Annotated in this window: 15 protein-coding genes; 8 read left to right on the top strand and 7 right to left on the bottom strand. The window is 68.2% G+C overall.

Annotated features, from left to right (window positions below):
* The first annotated feature begins 61 nt into the window (after positions 1 to 61).
* Positions 62 to 1288 (top strand): pyridoxal phosphate-dependent aminotransferase, encoded by a 1227-nt coding sequence (locus tag LQZ85_RS05330; protein ID WP_053095668.1) that lies wholly within the window; start codon positions 62 to 64, stop codon positions 1286 to 1288.
* Here LQZ85_RS05330 and LQZ85_RS05325 read toward each other — a convergent pair.
* Positions 1212 to 2453 carry a P-loop NTPase gene (locus LQZ85_RS05325; protein WP_230100635.1) on the bottom strand — a complete coding sequence of 414 codons (1242 nt, stop codon included), beginning with the start codon at positions 2451 to 2453 and terminating at the stop codon, positions 1212 to 1214. The genes LQZ85_RS05330 and LQZ85_RS05325 overlap by 77 nt on opposite strands.
* Positions 2450 to 3070 carry a hypothetical protein gene (locus LQZ85_RS05320; RefSeq protein ID WP_056278253.1) on the bottom strand — a complete coding sequence of 207 codons (621 nt, stop codon included), beginning with the start codon at positions 3068 to 3070 and terminating at the stop codon, positions 2450 to 2452. The genes LQZ85_RS05325 and LQZ85_RS05320 overlap by 4 nt, the downstream gene beginning before the upstream one ends.
* A gap of 97 nt (positions 3071 to 3167) precedes the next feature.
* On the opposite strand from LQZ85_RS05320, the gene LQZ85_RS05315 reads away from it, so the two are divergent.
* Positions 3168 to 3446: a helix-turn-helix domain-containing protein gene (locus LQZ85_RS05315; RefSeq protein ID WP_056278255.1), complete on the top strand. Its 279-nt coding sequence runs from the start codon at positions 3168 to 3170 to the stop codon at positions 3444 to 3446.
* Here LQZ85_RS05315 and LQZ85_RS05310 read toward each other — a convergent pair.
* Positions 3434 to 4132 carry a hypothetical protein gene (locus tag LQZ85_RS05310; protein WP_230100634.1) on the bottom strand — a complete coding sequence of 233 codons (699 nt, stop codon included), beginning with the start codon at positions 4130 to 4132 and terminating at the stop codon, positions 3434 to 3436. The two genes, LQZ85_RS05315 and LQZ85_RS05310, sit on opposite strands and share 13 nt — an antisense overlap.
* 40 nt (positions 4133 to 4172) lie before the next feature.
* Here LQZ85_RS05310 and LQZ85_RS05305 point away from each other — a divergent pair, with 40 nt between their 5' ends.
* Complete coding sequence (locus tag LQZ85_RS05305) at positions 4173 to 4559, top strand: Rv3235 family protein (protein WP_171821901.1); 387 nt, start codon at positions 4173 to 4175, stop codon at positions 4557 to 4559.
* Between the two features lie 24 nt (positions 4560 to 4583).
* On the top strand, positions 4584 to 6068 hold the full coding sequence (locus LQZ85_RS05300) for a PAS domain-containing sensor histidine kinase (RefSeq protein ID WP_056278258.1): 1485 nt from the start codon (positions 4584 to 4586) through the stop codon (positions 6066 to 6068).
* Between the two features lie 71 nt (positions 6069 to 6139).
* Here the strand turns inward: LQZ85_RS05300 and LQZ85_RS05295 are convergent, their stop codons facing one another.
* The gene (locus LQZ85_RS05295; RefSeq protein ID WP_028503730.1) at positions 6140 to 6388 is read right to left on the bottom strand and encodes a WhiB family transcriptional regulator; all 249 of its coding nucleotides are present in this window, start codon (positions 6386 to 6388) and stop codon (positions 6140 to 6142) included.
* A 235-nt stretch (positions 6389 to 6623) separates the two neighbouring features.
* Here LQZ85_RS05295 and LQZ85_RS05290 point away from each other — a divergent pair, with 235 nt between their 5' ends.
* Positions 6624 to 7007, top strand: coding sequence for a hypothetical protein (locus LQZ85_RS05290; protein ID WP_053095673.1), 384 nt, complete (start codon positions 6624 to 6626; stop codon positions 7005 to 7007).
* 3 nt (positions 7008 to 7010) lie between these two features.
* On the opposite strand, the gene bcp is transcribed toward LQZ85_RS05290, so the two are convergent.
* Genes bcp through aroA form a run of 3 tightly spaced genes read right to left on the bottom strand, consistent with a single transcriptional unit; the run spans position 7011 to position 9886 of the window.
* Positions 7011 to 7484, bottom strand: a complete 474-nt coding sequence (gene bcp / locus LQZ85_RS05285; protein WP_053095674.1) for a thioredoxin-dependent thiol peroxidase — start codon at positions 7482 to 7484, stop codon at positions 7011 to 7013.
* Positions 7485 to 7493: 9 nt separating this feature from the next.
* Positions 7494 to 8564, bottom strand: coding sequence for a ribosome small subunit-dependent GTPase A (rsgA, locus tag LQZ85_RS05280; protein WP_056279017.1), 1071 nt, complete (start codon positions 8562 to 8564; stop codon positions 7494 to 7496).
* Positions 8561 to 9886, bottom strand: a complete 1326-nt coding sequence (aroA, locus tag LQZ85_RS05275) for a 3-phosphoshikimate 1-carboxyvinyltransferase (RefSeq protein WP_056278260.1) — start codon at positions 9884 to 9886, stop codon at positions 8561 to 8563. The genes rsgA and aroA overlap by 4 nt, the downstream gene beginning before the upstream one ends.
* Positions 9887 to 9955: 69 nt before the next feature.
* Here aroA and LQZ85_RS05270 point away from each other — a divergent pair, with 69 nt between their 5' ends.
* The 3 genes from LQZ85_RS05270 (at position 9956) to LQZ85_RS05260 (ending at position 12235) form a co-directional block, all read left to right on the top strand.
* Positions 9956 to 10624, top strand: a complete 669-nt coding sequence (locus tag LQZ85_RS05270; protein WP_053095676.1) for a sigma-70 family RNA polymerase sigma factor — start codon at positions 9956 to 9958, stop codon at positions 10622 to 10624.
* Positions 10621 to 10866 carry a zf-HC2 domain-containing protein gene (locus LQZ85_RS05265; protein WP_053095677.1) on the top strand — a complete coding sequence of 82 codons (246 nt, stop codon included), beginning with the start codon at positions 10621 to 10623 and terminating at the stop codon, positions 10864 to 10866. Before LQZ85_RS05270 ends, LQZ85_RS05265 begins: the two co-directional genes overlap by 4 nt.
* Positions 10867 to 10930: 64 nt before the next feature.
* On the top strand, positions 10931 to 12235 hold the full coding sequence (locus tag LQZ85_RS05260) for a GNAT family N-acetyltransferase (RefSeq protein ID WP_056278263.1): 1305 nt from the start codon (positions 10931 to 10933) through the stop codon (positions 12233 to 12235).
* Positions 12236 to 12276: the final 41 nt, after the last annotated feature.

The following is a 12276-nucleotide window of genomic DNA, read 5'->3' as shown; positions in this document are numbered from 1 at the left end:
GCATGACGAGGGGCCGGTCCGTGGGGATCGGCCCCTCGTCGCGTCATTGTAGGCTTGCTCAATGACACCAACGCGCCACTTCGACCAGTCGTCGAAGCTCAAGAACGTCCTGTACGAGATCCGTGGAAACACGCTCGTCGAGGCGGCGCGGCTCGAGGCCGAGGGACATCGGATCCTCAAGCTCAACACGGGCAACCCCGCGATCTTCGGCTTCGAGGCACCCCACCAGATCGTGCACGACATGCTGGCCGCGCTTCCGACCGCCCACGGGTACAGCGACAGCAAGGGGATCATCTCGGCACGGCGAGCAGTCGTCAGCCGGTACGAGGAGATCCCCGGGTTCCCGCGATTCGATCCCGAGGATGTCTTCCTCGGCAACGGCGTCTCCGAGCTCATCACGATGACGATGCAGGCTCTTCTCGACGAGGGCGATGAGGTGCTCATCCCGGCACCCGACTACCCGCTGTGGACCGCCATGACGAGTCTTGCTGACGGCACCCCGGTCCATTACCTGTGCGATGAGGACAACGGATGGCAGCCCGACCTCGAGGACATCCGATCCAAGATCACTCCGCGCACCAAGGCTCTCGTCATCATCAACCCCAACAACCCGACCGGCGTGGTCTACTCACGCGAAGTTCTCGAGGGCATGGTGCAGATCGCCCGTGAGAACCAGCTGCTGCTGCTTTCCGACGAGATCTACGATCGCATCCTGTTCGATGATGCGGTGCACATCCCGACGGCGACCCTGGCGCCGGACCTGCTGTGTCTGACGTTCAACGGGCTCTCGAAGACCTACCGGGTCGCCGGCTTCCGGTCCGGGTGGCTCGTGATCACCGGGCCGCAGGACCACGCGAAGGGGTTCCTCGAGGGGATCAACCTGCTCGCCTCGACGCGTCTCTGCCCGAACGTCCCCGCCCAGTACGCGGTTCAGGCGGCTCTCGGGGGAGTGCAGTCCATCGACTCGCTGATCGCGCCGACCGGGCGCCTGCATGAGCAGCGTGACATCGCCTGGAAGGGACTCGAATCGATCCCCGGTGTCTCGTGCGTCAAGCCCGTTGGCGCGTTGTACGCCTTCCCTCGTCTGGACCCGAACGTCCACGAGATCAGGGACGACGCGAAGCTGGTCTACGACCTGCTGGTCTCCGAACACATCCTCCTCGTGCAGGGAACCGGCTTCAATTGGCCGACCCCCGACCACCTCCGACTGGTCACGCTCCCCGAGCCCCGCGTGCTCGCAGAAGCCGTCGAGCGCCTCGGGAACTTCCTCTCGAGCTACCGCCAGTAGGCGGCTCTGCTGATGTGGAGACGAGAGTCTCCACGACGCGGCGCACGCCGGCGACGAGGGACGAGCGCGGAGTGAGGTCCGCCATCGGTCGCGCGTGCAGGAGTGCGGCGTCGGCGGCCCGCTGATCGAAAGGGAGGAACACGACGTCCGTGATGCCGGCGAACCTCTCGAGCGTGCGCCGGATCTGACCTCGCGCATCCACGCCCAGGGGGCCGGGGCGCACGCGGTTCACCACCACTCTGATGGGCGTCGGGGTCGTGAGCCGTCGTAGCTCGGCATGCTCCCTGATGAACCTGCTCATGCCGAGCGGGTCGGCCGCCGCGATGGCGATGATCAGGTCTGCCTCCTGCAGCGCGGCAACTGTGGCTGCGTGGCGACGCGGGCCGGTGAGGTCGTACGTCGCCTCATCGTCGGCGTCGAAGGCGCTCGCCACGTCGACGACGGTCTCCTCTGCCCAGCTGCGGCATGCGCGCAGCGTCGCCTCCAATCGACGTGCGCCGAGTTCCGGCCAGCGCCCAGGGCGATTGATGCCCCCGAGGACCTCGATCTCTCCTGCGCTCGTGTCGAGGACGGTCGCCAGCCGCGTGAGTTCTGCCGAGTCGAGTGCGCCGAGCTCTGCCCGACGGCACGCGGCGGCGATCCCGGGTGCGTCATCGCTGAGCCCCAGCAGCAGCGCGAGGGAGGGAGCGACGGTGTCGGCATCCACCAGGGCAGTGCGGCGTCCTGCCCTGGACAGCTCGACGGCGAGCTGGATCGCGACGGTCGATCGTCCCGGCGCACCGGATGGGCCCCAGACCACCGTGACACGATGCGGAGACGGCGCGATTCGCTCGACGGAGCCTGCAAGGTCGGCGGTGAGCGCGGCAGCGATCTCCCAGCCGCGCGCTTCTGCCGGGAGTGCGGCCGCGAGGCCGTAGCGCCCGAGCAGTCTGCTGTCGCCGTCGCCGAGCGGCAGGATCCGCACTCCTGCCCTGTCGCACTCGGCGACCAGCGCGGGCGTCAGCACCGCGCGGCTGGTGGGAACGATGACGGCATCGACGTCGTCGGGCAGGGGCAGGATCCTGCTCGGCGCGACGACGGAAACCACGCTGATGCCTTCGAGCTCGAGTTCGTCGGCCAGGGTGCGTGCACGGAAATCGGGTAGGGCGATCACGACCGACGTCACGAGGTCGAGCCGATCGGCACGACGGACAGGACAGAGCCGCCGGTGATCGCGGACAGCACATCGGCGACATCCGCTCGGTCGATCACGATCTCAGCCGTGGTGCCGTCGGCGGCGAGCATTCCTTCGGTCTTCGTCACCGATGTGACGATCGCATCGGCGACGAGGATGCGCGGCGTCCCCGGGAGGGCGCCATCGTCCACCGGAGGAGAATGCCAGAGTTCGATGATGCTCCCGGCGCCCACATCGGCCGGGATGCCGGTGCTGCTCTCGACGACGATCGTGGTGGTTCTGTTCGCATCCGCGTCCTCGGCGGCAGAAGTCGGCATCAGCTCGCCGTCGACGACCGTCCGGGACGCGATCTGACCGGGCCGAAGGTCTTGGGGCGCGAGGTAGCGATCCGAGACGGCGCCGAGTCCCACGTCCACCACCTGGAAGTCACCGGAGACGAGCGCTTCGCCGAGCGGTATCGTTCGCGTCGCCTGGAGTACCGGTGTCGTGGCGCCGGAGGAGGAGACGACGGCCCACACGCCGGCGACAGACAGCGCGACCACGGCGATGCCGATCAGGAAGCGGGCATCACCCCAGACGGCACGCCGTGAACGGGAGAACTTGCTCATGGCGACATGGTCACAGAAATCGCCGCGGCTGCTCGAGACTTATCCACAGCATCGGATCGGCCCTGGCGTATCGGCACGGCAGGGGGAGAATGGGAGCATGCCCCATTCCTCTCCGGCCACGCAGCGCTTCCTGGCGCCGGCGCAGGTGGCGGAACTGCTGAGCATCGGGGTCGACGAGGTCATCGAACTCGTCTACGCGGGACGTCTGCGCGGGTCCAAGCTCGGTGCACCCGCCCGGTGGCGCGTCGAGGAGTCGAGCCTTTCGGAGTATCTCGCCGAGCAGTCCGAAGAGGCCAGACGGATGGCACTGTGGCGTGAGGCGAATGAGGCGAGTTTCCCAGAGGTCTGGGGCACATCCCGCCGTCACGGCATCTGATCTCCCGCGGTCTGAACCGACGTGACGGCTGCGAACGGGATGATCTGGAACGCACGCACCGCCGAGGCGGTCCTCGCCTCGCCCGGGTCGTGCAGGGCGAGATCCAGATGGTCCGCACCCGCTCGGTCGATCGTCCCGTGGAGGTCGGATGCATCGACGCTGACGATTCTGACCGGAACCCGCCGCCGGGCGAGGTCACGGAGGACGAACCCGAGCGACATGCGCTCGCGGAGCACGGGGGCGGGGTCGTCCTCTTCGTCCAGGCTCGACAGCAGCAGACCGTGATCGACGGTGAGCCCGCGGAGCGCGTGGAGGGGGACGATCACGGTCGACCGCGTCGTCCGTGATTCCTCGGCCTGCGCGATCGTCGCAGCGATCCAATCGGAGCCCAGCGCGTTCAGTCGTGCCCGAACGCGAGCTCCACCCGGCAGATCCAGGGTGGCGGGAGCGGCCGATGCGCAGAGCACTCTGAGCCGGCTGCGAAGCTCGAGCCTCGAGATGCGCAGGCGCTCCGACTCGGCGTCGAGCGCCGCGCGCTCGCTCTCCCACTCGGAGGCCAGCTGGCCTTCGAGGTCTTCGAACAGTCGATCCCAGTGCACGCGGACCACCGTAAATGAAGTCCGGGAGCGCATGTACGAGTTATCCACATACATCACGAACGCGACCGGATCGGCCAGTCGACGCATGCTCTACTTGGCGCAGTCTTCCCGATGGAGAGTGCCTCAGATGATGCTTCACGAGTACTTCGCACCACAGCCGACGCCCCGCGCCGAGCTGCCGGATCCGAGTCCGCTGCTGCGGAGCCTGACCCAGGGCGTGCTCGAGGTGCTCGCGGGAGTCAGAGAAGTCGATCAGCTCGCCCGCTGGTTCAATGAAGACGCGTACCGGAGTTTGGTGACGCGGGCGAATCTGTCGGCGAGGGCGCGCAGCGCGAGGGGGGTCTCGCCTGCGCGCCCGACTTTCGAGATCCTGTCGATCCGCGTGACGGAACCGGTGGACGGCAAGGTAGAGGCCGTCGTCGTGGTCGCGGGTCCCGGTCGCACCCGGGCGGTGGCGATTCGCCTCGAAGGTCTCGACCGACGCTGGCGGGCGACGTCGCTGGCCGTTCTCTGAGCGGACGCGCTCTAGGCTGGTGGGGTGTCAACGCTCAGCGACCTCGCCAATGCCCAGGGCCGTCTTGCCGAGAACGATGTCGAGTGGCTGCATCGACTCGCCGGCGACGGTCAGCTTCTCGCGGACCTCGCGTCGGCGGACATCGTCGTCTGGATCGAGACCGACGACGGATCGTTCGTCGCCGTAGCCCACGCCCGTCCGAGCGGAGCGGCCACCCTGTTCTACCGCGACATCGTGGGCGAGCGGGTGCGGCCGCAGTGGCGCACGCAGGTGCAGGGGGCGTTCGATTCGGCGGAGATCGTGGACTCGTCCTCACCGGATTGGTTCGAGGAGACCCCGACGCGCGTGAGGGCGGTGCCGATCGTCAACGAGCGCCGCGGCAGCGAGCACCAGGGGACCGTCATCGGCGTCGTCACCCGGCACACGAACCTCGGCGAGGCCCGGACGCCGTCGCGACAGCAGATCACGTTCGACGAGTGCGCGAACGACATCTTCCGGATGATCGCCGACGGCAGCTTTCCCGATCCGGCGGCTCCGACCTCCCCGCGCCGCGGAGCTCCCCGAGCGTCAGACGGCTTGATCCGGATCGACGTCGACGGCATCACGACGTTCGCCAGTCCGAACGCGCTCTCGGCGTTCAATCGCATGGGGTTCGATGACGAACTGGAGGGCGAGTCTCTCGCCGAGGTCACCACCAGGCTCGTGCCGCCGTCGCGACAGGTCGACGAGTCGCTGCCCGTCGTCGTGACGGGGCGCGCCCCGTGGCGCACCGACATCGAAGCACGCGGCGTCACTGTCTCGCTGCGGGCGATTCCCCTCAAGGATCACGGGACGCGCATCGGTGCCATCGTCCTGTGCCGGGACGTGTCGGAGCTGCGTCATCAGGAGCAGGAGCTCATCACCAAGGACGCGACGATCCGTGAGATCCATCACCGTGTCAAGAACAACCTGCAGACGGTCGCATCGCTGTTGCGCATCCAGGCGCGTCGTACGCACTCGGACGAGGCGCGCGATGCGCTGACCCAGGCGATGAGACGTGTGGACTCCATCGCGGTGGTTCACGACACCCTCGCTCAGGGGCTGACTCAGAAGGTCGACTTCGACGAGGTGTTCCACCGGGTTCTGAAGCTCGTCGCCGAGGTCGCATCCGCGCCGAACACCCGTGCGCGCACTCGGTCGACCGGGCGCTTCGGGGTCCTGCCGAGCGAGTATGCGACGCCGTTGGCTCTCGCGCTCACCGAGGTCGTCACGAACGCGGTAGAGCACGGCCTCGCAGGGCAGGAGGGCATGGTCACGATCGACGCCACGCGCACCGAGGAGAATCTGCGCGTCACGGTGCACGACACCGGCAAGGGGCTGCCGGAGGGGCGCATCGGTCAGGGACTGGGAACGCAGATCATCCGCACCCTGATCCAGGGGGAGCTCAGCGGATCGATCGAGTGGCGGGGGAGCGAGGGAGAGGGCACCGAAGTCGTCATCGACATCCCGCTCCGCTGGCTCACCGCGTGACGAGTCCGCCGCGACGGTGAGCAGATACGCAGAAGCGGCCCGAGACATCGTCTCGGGCCGCTTCTCGATGTTCAGGAGGCGCGGCGGGCGCGGGCGGCGCGGCGCTTGAGTGCGCGGCGCTCGTCCTCGGAGAGGCCGCCCCACACGCCCGAGTCCTGGCTGGACTCGAGGGCGTACTGCAGGCAGATCTCGGTCACCGTGCAGGTGGCGCAGACGGTCTTCGCCTTCTCGATCTGGTCGACGGCCGGACCCGTGTTCCCGACAGGGAAGAACAGTTCGGGGTCGACAGTCAAGCAGGCGGCCTTATCGCGCCAGTCCATGGGGGCTCCTCGGTGTGGTTTTTCAGAAATCGACGCACTGCGACGACTCGGATTTCGGGTGCAGATCGGGTTCAGCTACCCTGTATGAGATACGGACGGATGCCCGCTTTCTGTGATGCGAGCTCGAAGCCCGCCCCACGCCGCTGTGGGAGCACATGACGCTGTCTATTCTGTTACATGAAACCAGCGAAATCAAGGGTTTCCGCCGTTCTCATCCGATTCTCAGGAGACAACTGTGCGCTCACCCGGCCTCGCTCTGGCGGCATCCGCGGTCCTCGCGGCGGAGGGCGCCGCCTTGATCGTCTTCGCTCTCATCGAGCTCGTGGGCCTCGGTGCAGGGGACGCAGCCTCACTGCCGACAGCGCTCGCTCTCATCGTGCTCACTCTCCTCGGCGCCGCCGCGCTCATCGCGTTCGCGATCGGGACGAGGACGGGGCGGTCATGGGCGCGATCGGGTGGCGTCGTCTTCCAGGTGCTCGCCATCGCGCTCGCGCTCGCCTCGCTGACGCTGCAGCCGGTCGCGTGGGCGTTCACCGTCGGAGTGGGTCTGCCAGCACTGCTGTGCTTCGCGCTGCTGATCGCCAGCACGCGAGCCGAGAACGAGCGCCCGGCGGAGTGACCGTCAGGCGTCGACGCCGAGGAGCTTGCGCAGGCGCGCGACGTGTCCGGTGGCCTTGACGTTGTACTGGGCGAGTGCGATCGTGCCCTGCTCATCGAGCACGAAGGTCGATCGGATGACGCCCTCCACGACCTTGCCGTAGTTCATCTTCTCGCCCCATACGCCGTACGCGGAGTGCACCGCGTGGTCGGGGTCGCTGAGAAGGGTGAAGGTGAGGCCGTCGCGCTCGCGGAACTCGGCGAGCTTTGCGGGCTCGTCGCGCGAGACCCCGACCACCCGGTATCCGGCGCCCTCGAGCGACGAGATGCTGTCGCGGAAGTCGCAGGCCTGCGTCGTGCAGCCCGGGGTCATGGCCGCGGGATAGAAGTACAGCACCGTCTTGCGGCCGCGCAGATCGTCGAGGGTGACGGTCTGTCCGTCTTGGTCGAGGAGAGCGAAGTCGGGGGCAGCGGTTCCGGGTTCCAGGCGCACAGTCACCCCTCCAGCCTAGCGGCCGGGCGTCTGCTCCGCCTTGTCGGCGAAGGTCTGCAGGAGCCGCTGGAGGGAGTCCAGACGCGCTCGTCCCGTCTCGCTGAGCTCGCCGCTCTCCGCGGCTTCGATGAGAGCGCAATCCGGGGCATCGGCGAGGTGCGTGCATCCGCGCGGACAGTTCTCGGCGATCTCGGCGAGTTCGGTGAATGCGGCGAGGATGTTCGCGGGGTTGACGTGCCCGAGTCCGAAGGACCGGACCCCCGGGGTGTCGATCACCCAGCCGCGACCTTCGGGGCCGACGTACCGCAGAGAGACGGTGGACGAGGAGGTGTGCCTGCCACGGCCGGTGACCTGGTTGACGTGCCCTGTAGCGCGGAGCGCGCTGGGCACCAGGGCGTTCACGAGCGTCGACTTGCCCACGCCGGAGTGGCCGACGAAGACCGTCGAGTGACCGACCAGTGCCGCGCCGATCTCTTCGACGGGCATCTCGTCCTGCGCACTCGTGAAGACGCGCAGGTCGAGGCCGTCGAAGTGCGACAGGAAGGCGCTGGGATCGGCCAGGTCGGTCTTGGTCACGACGAGGAGCGGGCGGATGCCGGCGTCCAGAGCGGCGACGAGATAGCGGTCGACCAGTCGGGCTCGCGGCTCGGGGTCGGCCGCGGCGACGACGACCAGCATCTGATCGGCGTTCGCGACGATGACGCGCTCGACCTGGTCGGTGTCGTCGGCGCTGCGCCTGAGCAGAGAGGTGCGATCGGCGATGCCGATGATGCGCCCCAGCGTGCCGTCCTCGCCGGAGATGTCACCGACGACCTTCGCCTGGTCGCCCGTCACGATCGGGTTCCTGCGGAGTTCTCGTGCCCGTGCCGCGGTGATCATCCGCTCGTCGGGCGTGTCCTCATCGAGCAGCACGGAGTAGCGGCCGCGGTCGACACCGAGGACGCGTCCGATCTGCGCATCGTCATGGGCGGGCCGCCGCTTCGTGCGGGGGCGATTCGCCTTCGGGTTCGGACGCGCGCGGATGCTGCTCTCATCGAAGTCCTCGAAGTCGTCCTCGAGGTCGTCGGAGTCGTCGAGCCAGCTCACGCGGACGCGCCCCGCAGCATGCGCTCCCACAGGAGGGTGAATTCAGGGAGGGTCTTCGATGTCGTTCCGATGTCGTCGATCTCGACTCCCGGAACGCGCAGGCCGATGAGGGCGCCCGTCGTCGCCATGCGGTGGTCGTGGTGCGCCGCCCAGCCGCCGCCGTGCAGATCCCGCGGGATGATGCGCAGACCGTCGGAGAGCTCCTCCGCCTCGCCTCCCAGCGCGCGGATGTTGCCCACGAGGGCCGCGATGCGATCGGTCTCGTGGAGTCGGATGTGACCGATTCCGCGGATCGTCGTCGGGCCGGACGCGAACGCCGCGAGCCCGACGAGGGTGGGAGTCAGCTCGCTCGCTGCGGACAGGTCCATGTCGAGTCCGCGGATCTCGGAGCCGGCCCTGACCGTCAGCGTCCCGCTGTGCCGGCCGACGTGCGCGCCCATCGCCTGCAGGATCTCGGGAAGCAGTGCGCCGGGCTGGGTGGAGTGCACCGGCCAGCCGGGAACCGACACCGCCCCGCCCGTGACCAGGGCCGCGGCGAGGAACGGCGCGGCGTTCGAGAGATCGGGCTCGATGGCGATCTCCTTGGCGCGGGGCACCCCGGCTTCGACGAGCCACTCTCCGGTGGCGGGCCGCTCGATGCGAATGCCACGACGACTCAGCGCCTCGATCGTCATGTCGATGTGGGGCAGGCTCGGCAGATGCTCGCCGGTGTGCACCAGGTGCAGACCCACGTCGAACCGCGGCGCCGCGAGCAGCAGTCCCGAGACGAACTGGCTGGATGCCGAGGCATCGATCTCGACCCGTCCACCGCGGATGCGGCCGTGCCCGCGGACGGTGAACGGCAGCGCCCACGTCCCCTCGTCGTCGATGTCGACTCCCAGGTCGCGCAGTGCGCTGATGAGGCCGCCCATCGGCCTGTGGAGCGCGGTCTCGTGAGCGGTGAGGTGCACGTCGTGCTGCGCGAGGCCCGCGAGCGGCGCGATGAAGCGCATGACCGTGCCGGCCTGGCCGCAGTCGATCGTGGTGCCGCCGACGAGTTTGGCGGGAGTGATCGCCAGATCGGGGCCGAAGTCTCCGTTGCCGTCGACCTCCTCGATGCCCACACCCAACGCCCGCAGCGCGTCGATCATCCGACGGGAGTCGTCGGAGTGCAGCGGAGCGATGAGCCGGCCCGGTCCGTCAGCGATCGCGGCGATGATGAGCTCGCGATTCGTGAGCGATTTCGAGCCCGGGATCGTCACGGTCGCGTGGACGGCGTTCGCGCTGGTCGGCGCGACGTAGACGCCCTGGACAGGGGAGGGGGAATACCTGTTGGCGCTCATCGGTTCCCACCTTAGTAAACGCGAGTGCTCGCATGACGGAATCCGGGCGCTCGACGACAAGGAGAGAGCATGCTCGCAACGCTGGAACGCGAGTCGGTGGACCTCGCCCGCCTAGACTGGCCGGTGATGGATGACACGGCAACCGCAGAGACGGTCAGCGACCCTCGGCGCGAATTCGAGGAACAGGCGATCCCGTTCATGGATCAGCTCTACGCCGCGGCGATGCGCATGACGCGCAACCCGGCTGATGCTGCTGACCTCGTGCAGGAGACCTTCGTCAAGGCGTACGGATCCTGGGCGACGTTCTCGCAGGGCACGAACCTCAAGGCGTGGCTCTATCGGATCCTCACGAACACCTACATCAACATCTACCGCAAGAAGCAGCGGGAGCCTTTCCAGGGCACGATCGACGAGCTCGAGGACTGGCAGATGGGCGGTGCGGAGTCGACCACGACCACCGCGTCGCACAGCCGTTCGGCCGAGGCGGAAGCCATCGACCACATGCCCGCATCGGTCGTCAAGGACGCGTTGCAGGCCGTACCCGAGGACTTCCGGCTGGCGGTGTACCTCGCGGACGTCGAGGGCTTCGCCTACCAGGAGATCGCGGACATCATGAAGACGCCCATCGGCACCGTGATGAGTCGCCTGCATAGAGGCAGGCGGATGCTGCGGGAGCTGCTGGCTGACTACGCCGTGGAGCGGGGAATCTCCGCGGCCGACCCGAGGAGCAAGAAATGACCGACTGCGGCTGCGACAAGGCCCGCAAGGATCTCGAGGAGTACCTCCGCAACGAGGTCTGCAACACCGAGCACACGGAGATCCGCGAGCATCTCGAGAACTGCCCGTCCTGTCGGGACGAGGCACTCGTGGCGACGACCCTCACCGAGGTCGTGGCGCGCGCTTGCAAGGAGACGGCTCCGGAGGAGCTGCGCGACCAGGTGTTCGCGCGACTGCGCGAGGTGCAGTCCGCTCAGCACTGACCGCGGGCGAGCAGCCGTCGACCCCTGAGATCGTGATGTCGGCATCCGCCCATAGGCTGGAAGCATGACGCTCATCGATTCACGCGACATCCCGGCCGATCCGACCTCCACCGAGCGACTGGCGGCGGAATCGCTGGTCTACCGGGTCGTCGACACCGCTGACGACGCACAGTCCGAGAGCTTCCAGAGGGCGATGACCCGAGGTTTCCTCGGCGCGGAGCCCACACCGGAGGTGCTCGCCTTCGGCCGAGCGGCCTTCGAGTCGCGACGCAACATCGGCGTCTACGACGCAGCGGCGACGGGCGCCCCTCCGGTCGCCACGATCGACTCCTGGGTCACGCCGCTGACGCTGCCCGGTGGGGGCGAGATCCCGATGTGGGCGATCAGCGGAGTCACGGTGTCGGCCACGCACCGACGTCGCGGCATCGCGCGAGCGCTCCTCGAGGGCGAGCTCAGGGCAGCGGCGACGGCAGGAGTGCCGATCGCGGGGCTGACGGTCTCGGAGGCGACCATCTACGGCAGGTACGGCTTCGGGTCGGCTGTGCATATGTCGCGCGTCACGGTCGATACCCGTCGCGCCGGCTGGGCAGGTCCGTCTTCGGACGGCCGCGTCGAATACCTCGACCGCGAGTCGCTCGCCGCGGAACTCGGAGCGGTGCATGATCGGGTCCGCGGTCATCGTGGCGGTCAGATCCCCGGGTGGCACTCCCGCTGGACCGGCATCGCCGGCCTGTCACCGAGTGACACCGACCGCGATCAGGTGCGCGGCATCCGCTTCGTCGATGCGGACGGCGAGGTGCGCGGGGCGATGGCCTTCACCCTCAGCGAGCGCACCGGATCCTTCCGATTCGCCCTCGCCGTGCGCCTGCTGGTCGCGGAGACTCCCGAAGCGACTGCCGCCCTGTGGGGGTTCGCGCTGCAGCACGATCTCGTCGACGAGGTCACCGCCGATCTGCGCCCGCTCGACGATGCCCTTCCGTGGCTGGTTCGCGACCCGCGCGGTGTCACACAGACGGTGCACGACCATGGCTGGCTGCGCCTGCTCGACGTCCCCGCGGCTCTCCCTGCGCGACGGTACTCGGCGCCCATCGATGTGATTCTGCGCGTTCGCGATCCGCTCGGCTTCGCGTCGGGTGACTGGCGTCTGCGCGTCGACGAGACGGGGGAGGCATCCGTCGAGGCCGTGGACGATCCCGCGGCCGTGGATGCGGAGCTCGATGTGTCCGCGCTCTCCATCCTCTATGCCGGGGGTGTGCGGGCCTCGTCTCTGCACGTCGCCGGACGGATCGATGCCGACGCCGCCGTCGTGGAAGAGCTGGACCGCGCGTTCGTGGCATTCCCCGTGCCGGCACTCGACATCTGGTACTGAACTCTCAGACGAAAGGGGCGCCTCGACCGAAGTCGAGGCGC

The sequence above is a fragment of the Microbacterium sp. Bi98 genome (assembly GCF_918698045.1).
Lineage (GTDB): Bacteria > Actinomycetota > Actinomycetes > Actinomycetales > Microbacteriaceae > Microbacterium.
The sequence above is the reverse complement of the archived record's forward strand: the minus strand, read 5'-3'. Positions and strand labels throughout refer to the sequence as shown.

What these genes read in the sequence shown, in the direction of transcription:
- LQZ85_RS05330 (WP_053095668.1), top strand. Translation starts at nt 62, where the DNA reads ATGACACCAACGCGCCACTTCGACCAGTCGTCGAAGCTCAAGAACGTC.
- LQZ85_RS05320 (WP_056278253.1), bottom strand. Translation starts at nt 3,070, where the DNA reads ATGAGCAAGTTCTCCCGTTCACGGCGTGCCGTCTGGGGTGATGCCCGC.
- LQZ85_RS05315 (WP_056278255.1), top strand. Translation starts at nt 3,168, where the DNA reads ATGCCCCATTCCTCTCCGGCCACGCAGCGCTTCCTGGCGCCGGCGCAG.
- LQZ85_RS05310 (WP_230100634.1), bottom strand. Translation starts at nt 4,132, where the DNA reads ATGCGTCGACTGGCCGATCCGGTCGCGTTCGTGATGTATGTGGATAAC.
- LQZ85_RS05305 (WP_171821901.1), top strand. Translation starts at nt 4,173, where the DNA reads ATGATGCTTCACGAGTACTTCGCACCACAGCCGACGCCCCGCGCCGAG.
- LQZ85_RS05295 (WP_028503730.1), bottom strand. Translation starts at nt 6,388, where the DNA reads ATGGACTGGCGCGATAAGGCCGCCTGCTTGACTGTCGACCCCGAACTG.
- aroA (WP_056278260.1), bottom strand. Translation starts at nt 9,886, where the DNA reads ATGAGCGCCAACAGGTATTCCCCCTCCCCTGTCCAGGGCGTCTACGTC.
- LQZ85_RS05270 (WP_053095676.1), top strand. Translation starts at nt 9,956, where the DNA reads ATGCTCGCAACGCTGGAACGCGAGTCGGTGGACCTCGCCCGCCTAGAC.
- LQZ85_RS05265 (WP_053095677.1), top strand. Translation starts at nt 10,621, where the DNA reads ATGACCGACTGCGGCTGCGACAAGGCCCGCAAGGATCTCGAGGAGTAC.
- LQZ85_RS05260 (WP_056278263.1), top strand. Translation starts at nt 10,931, where the DNA reads ATGACGCTCATCGATTCACGCGACATCCCGGCCGATCCGACCTCCACC.